This window comes from Prevotella sp. E13-27, from assembly GCF_023217965.1.
Classification (GTDB): Bacteria; Bacteroidota; Bacteroidia; order Bacteroidales; family Bacteroidaceae; genus Prevotella.
In genome coordinates this window covers 333,279-348,071 of the sequence record NZ_JALPSC010000001.1, presented here as the reverse complement: position 1 = coordinate 348,071, position 14,793 = coordinate 333,279, and the positions used below count along the sequence as shown (strand labels likewise).

The following is a 14,793-nucleotide window of genomic DNA, read 5'->3' as shown; positions in this document are numbered from 1 at the left end:
ATCTATGGCGTAAATAAAAAAGAAATGCTGTTATGAAGAGAACGATTCTTGTAGCATGTTGTTTGTTGGGGGTGAGCATCGTTAGCTCGGCTCAGAACCAGATTCGCATCCATTATAAGGGTGGGACAGTGAGCGATATACCTATCGAAGAGATAGATAGTGTTACGTTCGTACAGAAGGATACGCCTGTGGAAGAGGTGACGCTCATAGGCAGTTGGCTATGGGGAAACCAAGAGCAAGGGTATTATGAACTAATTGCCTTCAACGAAGACCATACCTACACAGGATATGACAACTACTTCGCCTATGGCTTCGATACGATGACGTATGGATGGTGGGCGCAGATAGGAGCTATGCTGACCCTGCAGTCGAACGGCTTTGGCTATCAGCGGAGATATAACTGGTATGTTACGGAACTGGCGGAGAATGCACTTGGGGTGATGACGAAAATGGGGCCCTTTACTTACTATAAGGTGCAACCGGAATTGTTGCATCTGCAAGTGAATGGAACGCTAGAGTGCGAAGAAGGCGACTCGTTAGTTTTCGCTGATGGCGTGATAGCGACTATACAAGACAATAAACTTGTGGGACTGGCACTTGGCGAAACGTATATTCAGAAATATATTGCCGACAGCAAGTGCATCGTGGCATATAAAGTTGTTGTGACAATATGAAAATGTGAGAATAACAGAAGCAAATAAATAAAAAGAAGGACTGACAGATCTTTTGCGTCTGTCAGTCCTTTCTTAGTTTTTGGATGACATACCCTCGGAACAGCCTTCACTCTGGATGATGCTTGGCGCAGCAATGGCGCTGCAGGAGTGCGGCTGGGAAGGCTTCGACATCTTCGCCATGCTCAGAGGATGGGAGATGTGCAGAAGTGAGAAGTATATCTTTTTGACTTATTCATGTACTCCGTGGGTTCCGCTTAGGTGAACCCACGGTTATTGAGAGATGATGCCTTTTGAGTCTGATACTTGACATGCGTCTATACGAAAAGATATACGCGTTCTGTAAAAAATGTTAATTCTTGTATGTCTATTGTTGCCCTTTTGCTCCTAATTAGTAATTTAGTAGCCAAATATGGATGATTAGCATGTAACCTAAAACGGCTAATTTAATGGATTATCACTCTATGACAGACTATCGCATATTATCCGACCGACAGATTGTCGAGATGATTCTAGAGAAACCTCACGATGAAGAGGCTGCTATCTTCCTACTCCAATAATAACTATAAAAAATAAATCACATGAAAACAAAAACGATACAAATTCTTCTTTTATTATTAGTTTTGTGTGTGCCACAAAATTCATACACACAAAGTGTTTATCATAATGAAATACCTGAAATGGTTTTTAAATATGCTGGGATAGATAGGGTTTATCGTTCCAGAAATACTTTATACAACTGGAATGGAGGTGTTATAACGAAATATCTACTTTATAGTTTTTTGGGACCATATCACGACGATTTGGCTTTTGCTCAAATAGGAGAATCTTTTGCTTTTATTGACACAAAAGGTAAAGTTGTCTTTGATGCTATTAAATACGATGGGAGAATAGTTCAGAAAGTTGGTAAAATAGGTGATTTTTATGAAGGTTTAGCTGCAGTAAGAATTAATGGATTGTTTGGTTTTATTGACAAACAGGGTGTTGTGCAAATTCCTCCCAAATATGTTGGAGTTCTTGCCTTTCAAGATGGACTTGCACCAGCTATGAATAAAAATGGAAAATGGGGATTCATTGATAGGAAGGGAAAAACTGTCATTGATTTCAAATATGAAAGTGTTTGTACTTCATTTTATGAGGGCTTTGCAGGAGTAAAATATAAAGGAGAATGGGGCTTTTTAAATAAAAAGACAGAAAAAATAAATCCTCGAATGCAAGGTTTTGAATCAGTAAAGTATTTCTCGGAAGGCATGGCAGCCGTCCGTTGGAATAATAGTTACGGATATATTGATTTAAATGGGAAACGCGTTATTCCATCTGAATTTGATGAAGCGTATGAGTTTAAAGGAGGTTTAGCCTTGGTTAAAAAGAATAACAAATGGGGGGTAATCAATAAAGAAGGAAAAATAGTTTTACCAATTGTATATAATGAAGACGATTGCCTTGATATTAAATATGGAATTGCGTCTGTTGGTTCTAAAGATAAGACGTTTTTCTATTTTGATAGAAATGGGACTGCGTATCATTTTAAAGACGTCATGTCTGCATTTCTTAAATATGCGGAGGATGGAGACACATTAATGCAAATGAGGGCAGCTTCACGGTATCTTTTAGATGGTGATTTTGGCAATTCTAAAAAATGGTTTCAAATAGCAGCAAATAAGGGGAACGACAATGCGAAAATAATGTTGTTGCAATGGTCGAAGATTGAAAGTTCTGTTTCAACTACATTAAGAGGGAACGTCAAAACTAATAATTTGGCAAATAAAGGAAAATCAACAACAACTCAAAAGAGAACAGCATTGTTAATTGGTAATTGGGATTATTATAATTATAAAAAATTGAGGAGTCCACAAACAGATGTGAAGAATATGTACAAGATATTAAAGCAAATCGGATTTGACAATCCTATTGTGGTAAGAAATGCCAATAAAACAGAGATGGAAGAATCTATTCGTTTGTTTATCGAAGAAGCCGCTACTGCTGATGTCGCATTAGTCTATTATTCTGGACACGGATTTCAAATCAATCAAGATAGTTATTTACTACCTTATAACTATGAGGAATTTCCGTATAATTTAATCAATGAAAAAGAAATAGTAGCAAAACTAGATAGGGCGTGTGTAAAAAGTCAAGATATAATAGTAAAAATGGATAAAATTAAATGTCAAAATAAGTTCTTAATTATAGATGCCTGTCGTAACAATCCTTTTGAAGGTTCAAAAGGAGCAGATACTGGGCCTCTTACTGTAATGAAAAGTGAGGATAATTATGGAACCTGTGTGTATTTTGCGACTGAAGAAGGAGCATTCGCATATGATGGAGGAGAAGGAGATGCAAGCTTCTTCACCAAAGCTTTTTTGGAAGGATTGAAAAAACCAGGGTTAGGATTCTCCAATTTGTGTGATTTTATAAACAAACAAGTTATATATGAATCTTCAAAATATAAATGCAAAGTTCAGATTCCAGTTGTTTATGGAATAACACCAGTTAAAAATTTTATTTTCAACAACAACTAATGAAACAGAAGAAGATAATTATTTGGTCTACTGTTATCTCGATAGGAATGCTCGTTTTTTCCTATTGGATAACAAACCTCCAATTTCCAATAAGTGGAGAAAAAGAAGTTATTAGTATATTTGAGGCAATTCGTGGGGTTGTATATGATCCGTCAGAAAGTGTTGAATCAGGGGTGTTATTAATAGACGTCGATTATGACAAACAATTGGTTACAAAAACTAACGAATATGGAAAACCACTAGGAGATGCCTTTCCTGTGACAGATCGCACAAAGTTAGTTAAATTGTTGGATGTGTTATCTAAAAAAAATGACTATGCATATATTATATTGGATATCGGTTTTGAAGAAGGTGAGGAAACAGATGCTGATAGTACACTTTATGCCACGATTAGTAAAATGGAGCGCATTGTTATTCCATGCAATAAAATGGAGTCATTAGCTGATACTTGTTTAAATACAAAAGCAGGATTGGCTTATTATAATATAACCCCCATAGAATCTGATTTTGTAAAATACCCATATTTTTCAAAAACAAAGGACGGCATGTTTTCAAGTATGCCCCTCAAAATGTATGAAGATATAACAAAAAGACACATAAGCAGCCATGGATTTCTGTATACAGAAAATGGAAGATTGGTTCGTACAAGCCTAGTTCTCAATTTGGATTATATACCATATGACGCAGAATGGTTTAATCTTGGTAATGACTTACTTTATGGAAATGCAATTGATAGGTTAAAGACCAAAAAAAAATATATAATTATTGGTTCTAGTGGGATGGATATGCACGCCACATATCGGGGGCGAGTGCCGGGAGCTATAATTAACTTCAATGCGTATCAGGCACTAATGAATAATCACCATGTTGTATCACCAACTTTAGCAATAATCTTATTCATATCATTTTTTATTTTCAGCTATCTAATTCTAAGTAGGAAAAAAATAAGCGAATCGTTAGCTAAGAGAAAATTACAGAAAAATAAGTGGCTTAGGCTAATGCAACGTATGCTTGTCGCATTCTGCTCATGGATGGGCTTCTCTTTATATCTTTCTGTTCTTTGTATTACAACTTATGTTTTCCTTGATGAAGTATATGACATCTTTGTTACTTCTACAGTGTTTTACATAATAAATCTTATTGTTAAATTATCAGATAATATAAGTTATGAGAAATAGATTAACCGTTTTTGCAATCACCTTACTTTTTTCCACGACTCTCATTTTTGCCAAATCTTACCGTATCCATAGGCTATGGGGAAAAGGTAAAATTATGATTTCTAAAAAAGAAGCTGTTAGGGGAATGATAATTAATGAAAAATCGAAAATTATTTGCACTACCGACGAAATCGGTATGAGTGTAATTAATGACCTGACAGGAACTTATTTTGATTTTTATGGTAAAATTGCATATCCTATGGAATTAACCATAAATGACTATATGGAACTAAAATGCAAATATGAGAAGAAAAAACTTTTGCAAAAAGTTCCATTATGGACTAAGGGGTCGGAAGATGAAAAACAGTATCTATATTTACTTAATGATTCGTTGCCTATTATAATCGAAAATGTTGAAGATAATGCTTCGTATTGGGCAAAATGGATGGAGGAAGATAAAACGATGTCTAAGCAATTATTTTTATCCCCTTACAAAGATTGCGTCTATATTCATCGGGATATGTTTGTAAACCAAACAGGTCGAATTGTTGAAATAGATATAATTGTTAAAGATAATATGGGGGAGGGGCGCGTTAAAACATTATTGGTTGAACTATTAGATCAATAGTTGATTTCTTAATGAAGGATTAGATAATTATAAAAAGAGTGATTGCATCATTGTGCAAGATATGAAATATTAGTGAGGAACTATTATTACCGTCCTTGTTAGTTCGAATAACCGCAAAGCTGTTGTTGCAGTTTTGCGGTTATTTTTGTTGTAGTGATAGATATTACGAGAAAACGCGGTCTTTGATATATGAAGAACAGAAAAAACGTAAGGTTAACATTATAACGAAAGTAAAATGAAAAATCGAAAAAATGTATTGAAGGATGTCTGCATGTTGGTATGTGGACTGGTTATCGGAGCAGCGTCAGCTTATTGCTTCGGATTGCGATGTGATAGCGCCAAGGATGTGAAGAACTCTCTGGTAGAAAAGGATTATGCACAGGTGTATGGAATAGATGTTTCTTATTGGCAAGGGTATGTCAACTGGGATGGCCTGCAATTGCCATGCGATGAGGAAGGTAGAGTGAATGGATCCATTCCTGTTCCGCACCAACAGAGACCTGCGCAGTTCTCGTTTATCCGTGCTACAAAAGGTGATAGCTACATAGATCCAAACTATCAGAGAAATTATTCTGAAGCTAAACGATTAAGAATCCCGTGCGGCTCTTACCATTTCCTTACTGATTCTGTATCTGGGAAAGCACAGGCTGAACAGTTCCTTACGCATGCTAGATTAGAATCTGGAGACTTGCCACCAGTGCTTGACGTAGAGATTGACTCATCTGCAGAGATAACAGCAGCAAAGGAATGGCTCGATATCGTAGAAAAGGAGTGTGGGGTGAAAGCCATGATATATACTACCACGCATATCTATAACACACGGATAGTGAAGGACTCTATAATGAGAACGCGTGATTTATGGCTGGCTCTCCCCATTGGGAAAAACTTTGGGAAACCGGAAATGCCCAACTGCAAGTTTTGGCAGTTCAGCCAAGAAGGACATGTATGGGGCGTGATTGATAATTCTGTGGACTTAGATATGTTTATGGGTTCAAAACAAGAGTTGGAAAAGTATATTGAAGAAAAAGGTATAAAATAGATTATGAAAAAGATTTCAGCAAAAATTTTCTTCGCGGTGATGTGGAGAGGCCTGTGTCAGGCATTAGGATGGTTCTTTGGGCTATTCGGTTACAAGAGAGACGGCAAGTTCGCCAAGTGCGTGTGGGGATTGTTCGCAACAAGTTGCAGCATAGTCATGACATTGTTTGCATTGGCTTTGCTCTGTTGCTTTGGTGAGGGTGCCTATAATCGATATTTCAGGAATCATTATTGTGATGATGAATATTGCTATCACTCTGAGTATGTCAATCGTGACATCTACTTCCATAATACGGAGGATGGTAAGGGGTATATCTACAACAAACGTACAGGCGAGAAACTAATAAAGCACATAGCGTGGATTGCCAAACCGACAGGTAAAGACTCTCTTATCTGCTTTAGCAATGGCAAGAAACGAGGATATTTCAGCAAGAATACAGGTAAGGTGGTAGTCGCACCGAAATATGACCATGCCTGGATATTCTCAGATGGTCTTGCCAGAGTAGATGATGGAGGTCAAATTAAGTTCATTGATGCAACAGGCAAAGTGGTTATTGACAAGAATATGCCTTACATCCCCAATATGGAAGGGTATGTGTTCCATGGCGGGTACTGTGTAGTAGATACGGACGACGGCGAAAAGTGCGGATTGATGAATGCTTCAGGTAATATTTTGCTTCCAATGGAATACAGCTATATTTACCCATCCAATGACTTTAAGTATTGGCTTGTTCGGAAAGGTGAGGAATATGGAGTGCTGGATAATGAGTTGAAGCCAATTGTTCCGCTTATGGAATGTAGTTCTATGTATATATCTGACAGTATCATCAACGTTACAATGTTGGATCATAGCATACGCAATTACGACATGCAGGGAACGCTCATTAACGACTTCTACATTAGCAGTGTTCGCATGTTGGAATATGAGGAAGAGGAGATGGTTTGTCGAAAGAAATCTGTGAATGAGGTAGGCAAAGAGGTTGTAGAAATAATGGCAGAGTTCTATCACCCTAAAGCAACAGCACGCCTCAGAGCATACATTGCTGGTGATGGCTTCGAAGGACTGATGACAGCAGACGGTCATAAGGTGACGATGCCTCTGTATTGGGATATACAAGCTCTTGACCATGACCTGTACCTCTGCTCTACAAAGAATGGGGATAAGGTTATTGTGAATGGTAAAGGGGAAGTTGTAAAATAGTGATCAATGAAGAAGATTTGAAAAATAATGCTCTTTCGTGAAATATGCGCAAGGAAATTTGGCGATTAGAAATAAAAACTATACTTTTACACAAGAAATACGTAATCAGATATATACACGAAAGAAAATAAAGGAGGTCGGTAAGATGATTAACATAGAACGCATTATGCGAACCCAAATACCTGACATTGCACCAGTCTATGGTGGTGTTCGTGGCAGAACAATGTCATCGAGACATCAGGCATACGCTTGGCCGGCTATAAAGGAAGCGGGAGTTAAGACAATCATAGATCTCCGCGAAATGGATAAGTCTGATAAGCTTCCCTATTTATGCCAGTATCACGGATTGGAATATTTTCACTATCCTTTAGATAATCATGCTCGAACGATAGCACAGATGGTGGAACTCTTTCCTCAGTTCTGTGAACAGATAGACAAGGGCGACTTTTATATTGCTTGTGCCATGGGACTTCATCGAACAGACATCGCCCTCTGCACCTATTGGGTGTTCTATGCCGCTGACAAGGGAATAGAACCTCCTCCCATTAGGGGGTATAGGCATGAAGATGGTCATGACACTAATAAGATTATGCGCGTGCTCAATGCTTTTTACCAGTACAAGGCAGAAACTGAAGGCAAAGCTCCTATGTCGATAGAAGTGTTTAAGGAACGAAAGAAAGTGATTAACGAATTAAGTAAGGAATAATGAATACATTACAAGATAGAATCAGAGGTTCATTCATTGGCGGTGCCATTGGTGATGCGTTGGGGTATCCAGTAGAGTTTATCGACTCCTTTGAAGGAATCCAGTCTCAAGAAATTCAAGGATGATTTGGAACTCCACGATGTCATTCTCCACATGTCAGATGATATTTATCGTGGAGAAGTAACTAAAATGTAAATAGATAAAATTATGGATGATAGAACAAAAGATAAAGTGTTCGGTGCATTGTTTGGCCAGGCAGTCGGCGATGCGTTGGGAATGGGTGCAGAGTTTCTTGATAATAAAGGTGTTGCTTCCAAATATCCCAATGGCCTTCGCCATTATAGTGATATCAAGTATAGCATTATGCGTAAAATCCATCCAGGAGATTATACAGACGATACCGAGATGATGGAATGCATTGTGTGGTCTTTGAACAAGGAGGGTCATTTCGACTTGATGGACATTGCTCAGTTCTTTCGACGTTGGCTTGAATATGGTCCAGCTGATGTAGGTATACAAACGGCATCGGTTCTGAGGAATCCACTTTATAGGACAGATCCTCTTGAGGTTTCAAGATCTGTTTGGGAGAAATCTGGTAAGAGTCTAGCAGGCAATGGTGGAGTAATGAGGACATCTGTAATGGGAGTTCTGAAAGGCAATGTGGAAGAAATGGCAGCAGATGTATGCAGACTGACACATTATGACCCTCGCTGTGTCGGGTCTTGTGTTATCGTTTCTTTAGTCATCCATAATCTTGTCTATAATGATTATGTAATGAGTGTGGAAGAAGTCGTGCAGATGGGAAAGAAGTACGATGAGAGTATTGAAGAGTACGTTAGGCTTGCCGCCAATCCTGATATTAGTGTTCTGCGACTTGATGAACGGGGCAAGACAGGATATACGTTGAAAACCCTTTCGGCAGCGTTATGGGCATTATGGCATCCAACGGACTTTACGAATGGTTTGGTTGCTATTGTCAACGAAGGAGGTGACGCAGATACCAATGGTGCCCCGGCTGGAGCAATTCTTGGTGCAAGATTCGGATATGACACAATTCCTACTGAATATACTGAGGGACTTAATAACTATAAGGACCTGAAGAGGGAATTCGAAAAACTTTTGTCGATAATCCAGTAAGGATAATATGTATTATTGTAAACGATGAAGGAGTAATAAAATGATAGGAGCTGTATTTGGAGATATTGTAGGCAGTGCCTACGAAAGAAATAATGTCAAGACAAAGGACTTCCCTTTAGAGAGGCCTGACACTCGTTATACCGATGACAGCGTGATGACCCTTGCTGTGGCGAAGTGGCTTCTTGAAGACCCTTCGCACAGCAAGAGCCATCTGATAAAGTGTATGCAGAAATTAGGTAGGGGGCATTTTAAAGCGGGCTATGGTGGCAGGTTCCGGGAATGGCTACAATCAAAGGATCCCCAGCCATACAACAGTTGGGGAAATGGTTCTGCCATGCGTGTAAGTCCCGTAGCCCTCTATGCCAATTCCTTGGAGGAAGCATTGGAGTTAGTGAGGACTACGGCAATCGTCACCCATAATCACCCGGAGGGAGTAAATGGTGCCTTGGCTGTTGCAGAATGTGTTTATATCTGTAGAGAAGCAGCAGATGTTGACGAGGCAAAAAGAGAAATCAGGGACTCAATTCCCCGAAAGTATGGCTACAAATTGGAAAGGACGCATGATGAGATTCGCCCAGAATATAAGTTTGATGTTAGTCGTCAGGGTAGCGTGCCAGAAGCTATCATCGCTTTTCTCGAAAGTAACTCCTTGGAGGATTGTGTCCGTAATGCAGTCTCTATTGGAGGTGACTCTGATACAATAGCTGCGATAGCATGTTCCATCTATGCAGCCAAGAACAGCCAAGATGATGACATTCTTGCTAAGCGTTTTGAACACTATCTTCCTGCAGATCTTCGTTGTGCTATGGAGAATTTTGAGAAAAGAATCCGAAACCGCAGGCCAATCGATAATAGTTATCAGGTAACTAGTCAGATATATGCAGGGGAATATCCTAGGAATAAGGATATAGAAAGTAGTGTAATAAAACTGCATCAGTTTGAGTCTTTTGGAATCACCCATTTTGTGGATTTGACAGAGGAAGGTGAACTTGCACCGTATGAAGACATGCTATATAACGGTGCATCCTACCAGAGATTTCCAATTAAGGATGTTTCTGTGCCAAAGAGCATGGACGATGTTCGTAAACTGGTGAAGCGCATCATCATGATAGTCAGCAATAATTCTGAAGCAAAGGTGTATATTCATTGTTGGGGAGGTGTTGGACGCACAGGAGTCATTGTAGGGTGTCTTCTGGGAGAACTGTATAAGATAAGTTCTGATGAGGCGATATCAAAACTGGAACATCTGTTTTGGCTTGTCCCAAGTCTTTGAAAAGGGAGGCTCCGGATACTGCAGAACAGCGTGACTTCATTACTAAGTTCGTACGCGAGAAACAATTCGAGTGAACGTCCATATAAATCGATAGAATTTGGGAATGGACAAAAAAGAAGAAGTCGTCTATCCATCAAGGGAAGTCGTCCTTAAAGATGCAGAAACCATGAGCAAGAAGCATTCCGTACACTTCAGTATATATGGTAAAAACAAAGAGAATAAGAGATAATATCTAACAAGAATTAGGAATATGAAGCCCCATTTTTAGTATTTTTTAAAATACGAATAACATGATGCGAACGTTAAAACTATTGCCGTTGATGTTGTTAACATTGTTCTGCTCATGCCAGAATAAGGATAAGAATGCTTCTCCAATAATGGAAATGGCAACGGAGCACGGAGACTCTTTGTGTGTATCCTTGGACTCTATTACTGTAGATAAGGATGATGTGTTCACTTGTGTTTCAGAGGATGGAGCCATGAAGTTCTACAGTTGGGACACAGGAAGGGGTGGCACATGCCCAGTTTATGCAGTCGTTTGTGAGTTCCGAGCCAAGGGAGGTATGACAGTAACTGAGGATTTCTGTGTTAGAGAAGGTGAGCCAGCTTGGGTGTCAGCAGTACATTCTATCAAGAAAGATGATGGTTCAATATATTACATCACCACCAGAAGTTATCGAGCTTCGAGTAATGACGGCTATATGTGGATGGATGCATTCATGATTGACCACGATACATTGAAGAATGTCAGTGTATATGATGCAGGAGATGATCTTGACGAATGTGGATTGGAAATCAATTATCGTATCTCGGACTGGTACTATTCTACTAATGGGGAAGGATGGGGTTGGCTGTTTGAGTATGATGTCAAAGATAAAAATCTGTATATTCCCCAAACCGTGTTCGTTGACGAAACCATACCTATCATCAGTGACAGGTATAGAGTTTATCATTTCAATGGAAAGGGGTTCGTTGACAAAGGAGAATCGGCACATAAGGGGTTGCATAAGTCTTTGGTAAACTATTACAGGCTTGCCTGCTACTTCCGTACAAAGAACTACCTTGTACGTGTTGACCAGATAGATGAAAAAGGGACTCTTAGGTATGCATCATGGAAATCTACTCATGATATGTCAAGACAGCCAGACATTGTGATACAGGGCGGAATCTATGATAAAGAAAATAATACTTATAGGTTTACCAATGACGGATATGACTATGTGGTATGCTATAGTGAAGACAAACCTATATCAGAAGGAATATATGAACATCATGAGTTCCTTTTAGTAAGAAAGGGCTGCATAATCGTTCTGAAAGAAGAAAAAGAAAGTCCAAACGACGAATAGCGAAGTCTTTACATATAACAGATTAAGATGCCTCTCCAAAATAATTTTTGGGGGGCATTCTTTTTTTATTGATAGAAAATGGTTACTTGTCTTACTCTTTAATCATATACAGATAAACAGACATAAGAATATATGTATTTGTCTAAATTATAAACGATATAAAAATGAAAAAGGTTTCAGCAAAAATTTTCTTCGCGGTGATGTGGAGAGGCCTGTGTCAGGCATTCGGATGGTTCTTTGGGCTGTTCGGTTACAAGAGAGACGGCAAGTTTGCCAAGTGCGTATGGGGACTATTCGCTATAAGTGTGGCTGTCATTATGGCGATAAGGGCGGTAATGATGGTAACAGAAGCCGTTGAGTACTATTATGAGGAGTACTACAAGGAGGCGCATTGCTATGATCCGTCATGCTGCTATGCGAACTACATCAGCGAGCATGTGTACTACCATGAGGCGTGCAGTGGCGAGGGCTATGTGTATAACACGCTGAAGGGTAAGAAGACGGTGAAGGATATACAGTGTATCACTGAGCCAGGAGACAAGGACACGCTGGTGTGCTTCAGCAATGGGAAGAAACAGGGGTATTTCAATAAGTTCACGGGCGAGCAGGTGATTGAGCCGAAGTATGACCATGCCTGTGTATTCTCCGAAGGACTGGCGTGTGTGGATATTGGTGGCTACATGAAGTTTATCGATACCACAGGAAAGGTGGTCATTGACAGTGGGATGAAGTATGTGCCTGGACTGTCAGACTACGTGTTCCATTGGGGCTATTGTGTGATAAAAGCGAAAGATGGGGAACACTATGGACTGATGGACAGAAAGGGACAGATTGTGCTCTCAACGGTGTTTAAAGAGATTGAACGCGATGCCGAATATAATCTTTGGCGCGTGCAGAAGGGTAGGGAGATGGCTGTGCTCAACAGGGACTTGAAGTATGTGCTCCCACTAATGGAGTGCTCGCTGATGATTTATGAAGGCACAATCAACGTGACGATGCCTGACCACACCCTGCGGATGTACACGCTGCAAGGAGATCTGATGAACGACTTCTGCATTACTGACGTACGCATGTTGGAGTATGAGAAGGAAGAGATGAGATATGAGCCAGCAGAATATGGCGACAACGACAATAACATGGTGGAGATGTCTTCTTACCACCTGCAGGCAACAGCTCGTCTGCGAGCATACACGGCTGGTGATGGCTATGAGGGACTGATGACGGCTGATGGCCAAAAAGTGACGATGCCTCTGTATAAGGATATTGAGGCAATAGGCTATGACATGTACCTTTGTGCCTTAACTGATTACGACAAGGTGATTGTGAACGGTAAAGGGGAAGTAGTAAAATAAAAAAGGCGGAGACTTGAATTAAATACTTGATACACAGCGCGAAAAAGCACTGAAATATTTTGCGGAATGAATAAAAAGCTTAATTTTTGCGTGAAAAGTATCAATGATGAGTTAGTTATGTTTGGGAACATCAATAAACAGTAACGATTTATGATACTGAAAGATATTATCATGCAGACCTCGTTTGACAAGGTGTGGCCAGAGACAAGGAAAGTGTTTCACTTCTTTGAACGCAGTTGTCAAAAAGAAATTGACACGTTGCATCGTCTTTTTGATGTTCTAAAGAACATTGAACCTAATCCTACGCAGTCAGGATGGGAAAATTGTCCTTTGCCCAAAGGGAGTAAAATGATACTCAGAGTGGTGCATGGTGATGTGAGTGGGTTTGTGGATAAAGCGTCATTGAATGTGATGAAGAATGGATTGTTTGCCAAATGTGTTAGGTTAACGTCTGTTGTCATACCAGAATCAGTCTCTATAGTGGAATCACGCGTTTTTGAGGGTTTATATGGATTGGAATCTATTAAAGGTGCTTTTTCTTGCTGCCCAAGCTTGAAAACCGTAGTCATTAAAGGCACAGACACAAAGATTATGCCAGATGCATTTGATTTAGATGCCTTGCAGTCCATATTTGTGCCAGCTGGTTCAGAGATGTGGTACAAGAGTATGCTACCAGAAGAGCTGCACGATAAGGTAAAGACATCATTATTATCTAATTAAAAATCGAAAAGACTATGAAGAGAACGAAGAAAACTTATGTTGTAGTGTTGTTGGCTATACTTGCGATTATTTGGCTGGTAGCAGGACAATGTGGGAACAAAGAACAGCCAGAAAGCAAAACGGAAAAGTGGGAGATATGGGAGAACCGTACCGATGGCTATTTGGAGAGAGTGGCGGCTGATGCGGAACTGACCTATCGGCAATATCAAGAAAGGTATGATACATGCCTTAACAATCCAGAGAAGTTTGACTCTACCAAGATAAAAGCCTTGGAAAAGGACATGGACGAGATGAGAAACGTGCAAAGTGCAATTGCCTATTACCAGAGGCTCCTGCGCATTCCCTCCAAAGAAAGAACAGAGGAGGAAAATAAGACTTTGGAACGTGTCTATAGTATATGTAGGAAAATGGAGAGAGACGGCTGGGGATGGAATACTTCCATGAGGCTCGTGGATGAGATGAAACAGTTGGAACGAAAATAAAACGTTGGGTATAACTTTAAATGTCATTGATTATGGGTGAGGAGAAGAAACTGTATGAATTGCTCAATACAGAAGATTATAAACATGGCTTATATAAGACCAGTGACTTAGGTGAAGGAATGTCGGTCACTTATGAAAGTATGTGGGGATGGTGGAAACCACGCTATCTCATTAATCATAATACGAAGTGCGCTTACGAGTTCATTGATAAAGACCAGCTTTTGGTTACCGTGACTGAAGAGGATATTGACTGGGATTCTCTGAAAGTTCTTCCCGAAAAAGTACAGGGAAGAGCCAAGGCACTCTCTTTCCATTTTCCTTCTTTCATACGTGAATTCAAGAACGGTGTGGCTGAAGTCAGTTGGCAACTCAATCCTGATGGTCGCTATTATATGGACGAGGACGGCTTCGGTATGACAGATGACGAAGAGATAGAGATCTATGGATTTATTGACCAGAACGCCAAGGTTGTGGTCAAGTTCAGAAACATAGATGAGAACTATAGAGTACTGGATAAGATGCGCAAAGAGGCTGAAAGAATCGTTAGAATGGGGAAGATATAA

Annotated in this window: 15 protein-coding genes; all 15 read left to right on the top strand. The window is 39.7% G+C overall.

Going from position 1 to position 14,793, the window contains the following annotated elements; all coding sequences use genetic code 11:
- Positions 1 to 32: 32 nt before the first annotated feature.
- The 15 genes from M1L52_RS01500 (at position 33) to M1L52_RS01430 (ending at position 14,793) form a co-directional block, all read left to right on the top strand.
- Entirely contained in the window at positions 33 to 674 is a 642-nt protein-coding gene (locus M1L52_RS01500; protein WP_248613054.1) for a hypothetical protein, read from the top strand.
- Positions 675 to 753: 79 nt separating this feature from the next.
- Positions 754 to 936: a hypothetical protein gene (locus M1L52_RS01495; RefSeq protein ID WP_248613053.1), complete on the top strand. Its 183-nt coding sequence runs from the start codon at positions 754 to 756 to the stop codon at positions 934 to 936.
- A 316-nt stretch (positions 937 to 1,252) separates the two neighbouring features.
- Positions 1,253 to 3,190, top strand: coding sequence for a WG repeat-containing protein (locus M1L52_RS01490; RefSeq protein ID WP_248613052.1), 1,938 nt, complete (start codon positions 1,253 to 1,255; stop codon positions 3,188 to 3,190).
- Positions 3,190 to 4,368, top strand: coding sequence for a CHASE2 domain-containing protein (locus M1L52_RS01485; protein ID WP_248613051.1), 1,179 nt, complete (start codon positions 3,190 to 3,192; stop codon positions 4,366 to 4,368). The genes M1L52_RS01490 and M1L52_RS01485 overlap by 1 nt, the downstream gene beginning before the upstream one ends.
- Positions 4,358 to 4,975 carry a hypothetical protein gene (locus M1L52_RS01480; protein WP_248613050.1) on the top strand — a complete coding sequence of 206 codons (618 nt, stop codon included), beginning with the start codon at positions 4,358 to 4,360 and terminating at the stop codon, positions 4,973 to 4,975. The genes M1L52_RS01485 and M1L52_RS01480 overlap by 11 nt, the downstream gene beginning before the upstream one ends.
- A 235-nt stretch (positions 4,976 to 5,210) precedes the next feature.
- Complete coding sequence (locus M1L52_RS01475; RefSeq protein WP_248613049.1) at positions 5,211 to 6,014, top strand: glycoside hydrolase family 25 protein; 804 nt, start codon at positions 5,211 to 5,213, stop codon at positions 6,012 to 6,014.
- A 3-nt stretch (positions 6,015 to 6,017) separates the two neighbouring features.
- Positions 6,018 to 7,214, top strand: a complete 1,197-nt coding sequence (locus tag M1L52_RS01470; protein WP_248613048.1) for a WG repeat-containing protein — start codon at positions 6,018 to 6,020, stop codon at positions 7,212 to 7,214.
- 145 nt (positions 7,215 to 7,359) lie between these two features.
- Positions 7,360 to 7,920, top strand: coding sequence for a hypothetical protein (locus M1L52_RS01465; protein WP_248613047.1), 561 nt, complete (start codon positions 7,360 to 7,362; stop codon positions 7,918 to 7,920).
- Positions 7,921 to 8,127: 207 nt separating this feature from the next.
- Positions 8,128 to 9,057: an ADP-ribosylglycohydrolase family protein gene (locus tag M1L52_RS01460; protein WP_248613046.1), complete on the top strand. Its 930-nt coding sequence runs from the start codon at positions 8,128 to 8,130 to the stop codon at positions 9,055 to 9,057.
- Between the two features lie 40 nt (positions 9,058 to 9,097).
- Positions 9,098 to 10,330 (top strand): ADP-ribosylglycohydrolase family protein, encoded by a 1,233-nt coding sequence (locus tag M1L52_RS01455; protein ID WP_248613045.1) that lies wholly within the window; start codon positions 9,098 to 9,100, stop codon positions 10,328 to 10,330.
- A gap of 290 nt (positions 10,331 to 10,620) precedes the next feature.
- Positions 10,621 to 11,676, top strand: coding sequence for a hypothetical protein (locus tag M1L52_RS01450; protein WP_248613044.1), 1,056 nt, complete (start codon positions 10,621 to 10,623; stop codon positions 11,674 to 11,676).
- A 164-nt stretch (positions 11,677 to 11,840) separates the two neighbouring features.
- Entirely contained in the window at positions 11,841 to 13,028 is a 1,188-nt protein-coding gene (locus M1L52_RS01445; RefSeq protein ID WP_248613043.1) for a WG repeat-containing protein, read from the top strand.
- Between the two features lie 150 nt (positions 13,029 to 13,178).
- Positions 13,179 to 13,748 carry a leucine-rich repeat protein gene (locus M1L52_RS01440; protein WP_248613042.1) on the top strand — a complete coding sequence of 190 codons (570 nt, stop codon included), beginning with the start codon at positions 13,179 to 13,181 and terminating at the stop codon, positions 13,746 to 13,748.
- Positions 13,749 to 13,762: 14 nt separating this feature from the next.
- On the top strand, positions 13,763 to 14,230 hold the full coding sequence (locus M1L52_RS01435; RefSeq protein WP_248613041.1) for a hypothetical protein: 468 nt from the start codon (positions 13,763 to 13,765) through the stop codon (positions 14,228 to 14,230).
- 20 nt (positions 14,231 to 14,250) lie between these two features.
- Entirely contained in the window at positions 14,251 to 14,793 is a 543-nt protein-coding gene (locus M1L52_RS01430) for a hypothetical protein (RefSeq protein ID WP_248613040.1), read from the top strand.

Excerpts from the sequence above, each read along its gene's own strand:
- M1L52_RS01500 (WP_248613054.1), top strand. The coding sequence starts at position 33 with ATGAAGAGAACGATTCTTGTAGCATGTTGTTTGTTGGGGGTGAGCATC.
- M1L52_RS01490 (WP_248613052.1), top strand. The coding sequence starts at position 1,253 with ATGAAAACAAAAACGATACAAATTCTTCTTTTATTATTAGTTTTGTGT.
- M1L52_RS01485 (WP_248613051.1), top strand. The coding sequence starts at position 3,190 with ATGAAACAGAAGAAGATAATTATTTGGTCTACTGTTATCTCGATAGGA.
- M1L52_RS01480 (WP_248613050.1), top strand. The coding sequence starts at position 4,358 with ATGAGAAATAGATTAACCGTTTTTGCAATCACCTTACTTTTTTCCACG.
- M1L52_RS01475 (WP_248613049.1), top strand. The coding sequence starts at position 5,211 with ATGAAAAATCGAAAAAATGTATTGAAGGATGTCTGCATGTTGGTATGT.
- M1L52_RS01470 (WP_248613048.1), top strand. The coding sequence starts at position 6,018 with ATGAAAAAGATTTCAGCAAAAATTTTCTTCGCGGTGATGTGGAGAGGC.
- M1L52_RS01465 (WP_248613047.1), top strand. The coding sequence starts at position 7,360 with ATGATTAACATAGAACGCATTATGCGAACCCAAATACCTGACATTGCA.
- M1L52_RS01460 (WP_248613046.1), top strand. The coding sequence starts at position 8,128 with ATGGATGATAGAACAAAAGATAAAGTGTTCGGTGCATTGTTTGGCCAG.
- M1L52_RS01455 (WP_248613045.1), top strand. The coding sequence starts at position 9,098 with ATGATAGGAGCTGTATTTGGAGATATTGTAGGCAGTGCCTACGAAAGA.
- M1L52_RS01450 (WP_248613044.1), top strand. The coding sequence starts at position 10,621 with ATGATGCGAACGTTAAAACTATTGCCGTTGATGTTGTTAACATTGTTC.
- M1L52_RS01445 (WP_248613043.1), top strand. The coding sequence starts at position 11,841 with ATGAAAAAGGTTTCAGCAAAAATTTTCTTCGCGGTGATGTGGAGAGGC.
- M1L52_RS01440 (WP_248613042.1), top strand. The coding sequence starts at position 13,179 with ATGATACTGAAAGATATTATCATGCAGACCTCGTTTGACAAGGTGTGG.
- M1L52_RS01435 (WP_248613041.1), top strand. The coding sequence starts at position 13,763 with ATGAAGAGAACGAAGAAAACTTATGTTGTAGTGTTGTTGGCTATACTT.
- M1L52_RS01430 (WP_248613040.1), top strand. The coding sequence starts at position 14,251 with ATGTCATTGATTATGGGTGAGGAGAAGAAACTGTATGAATTGCTCAAT.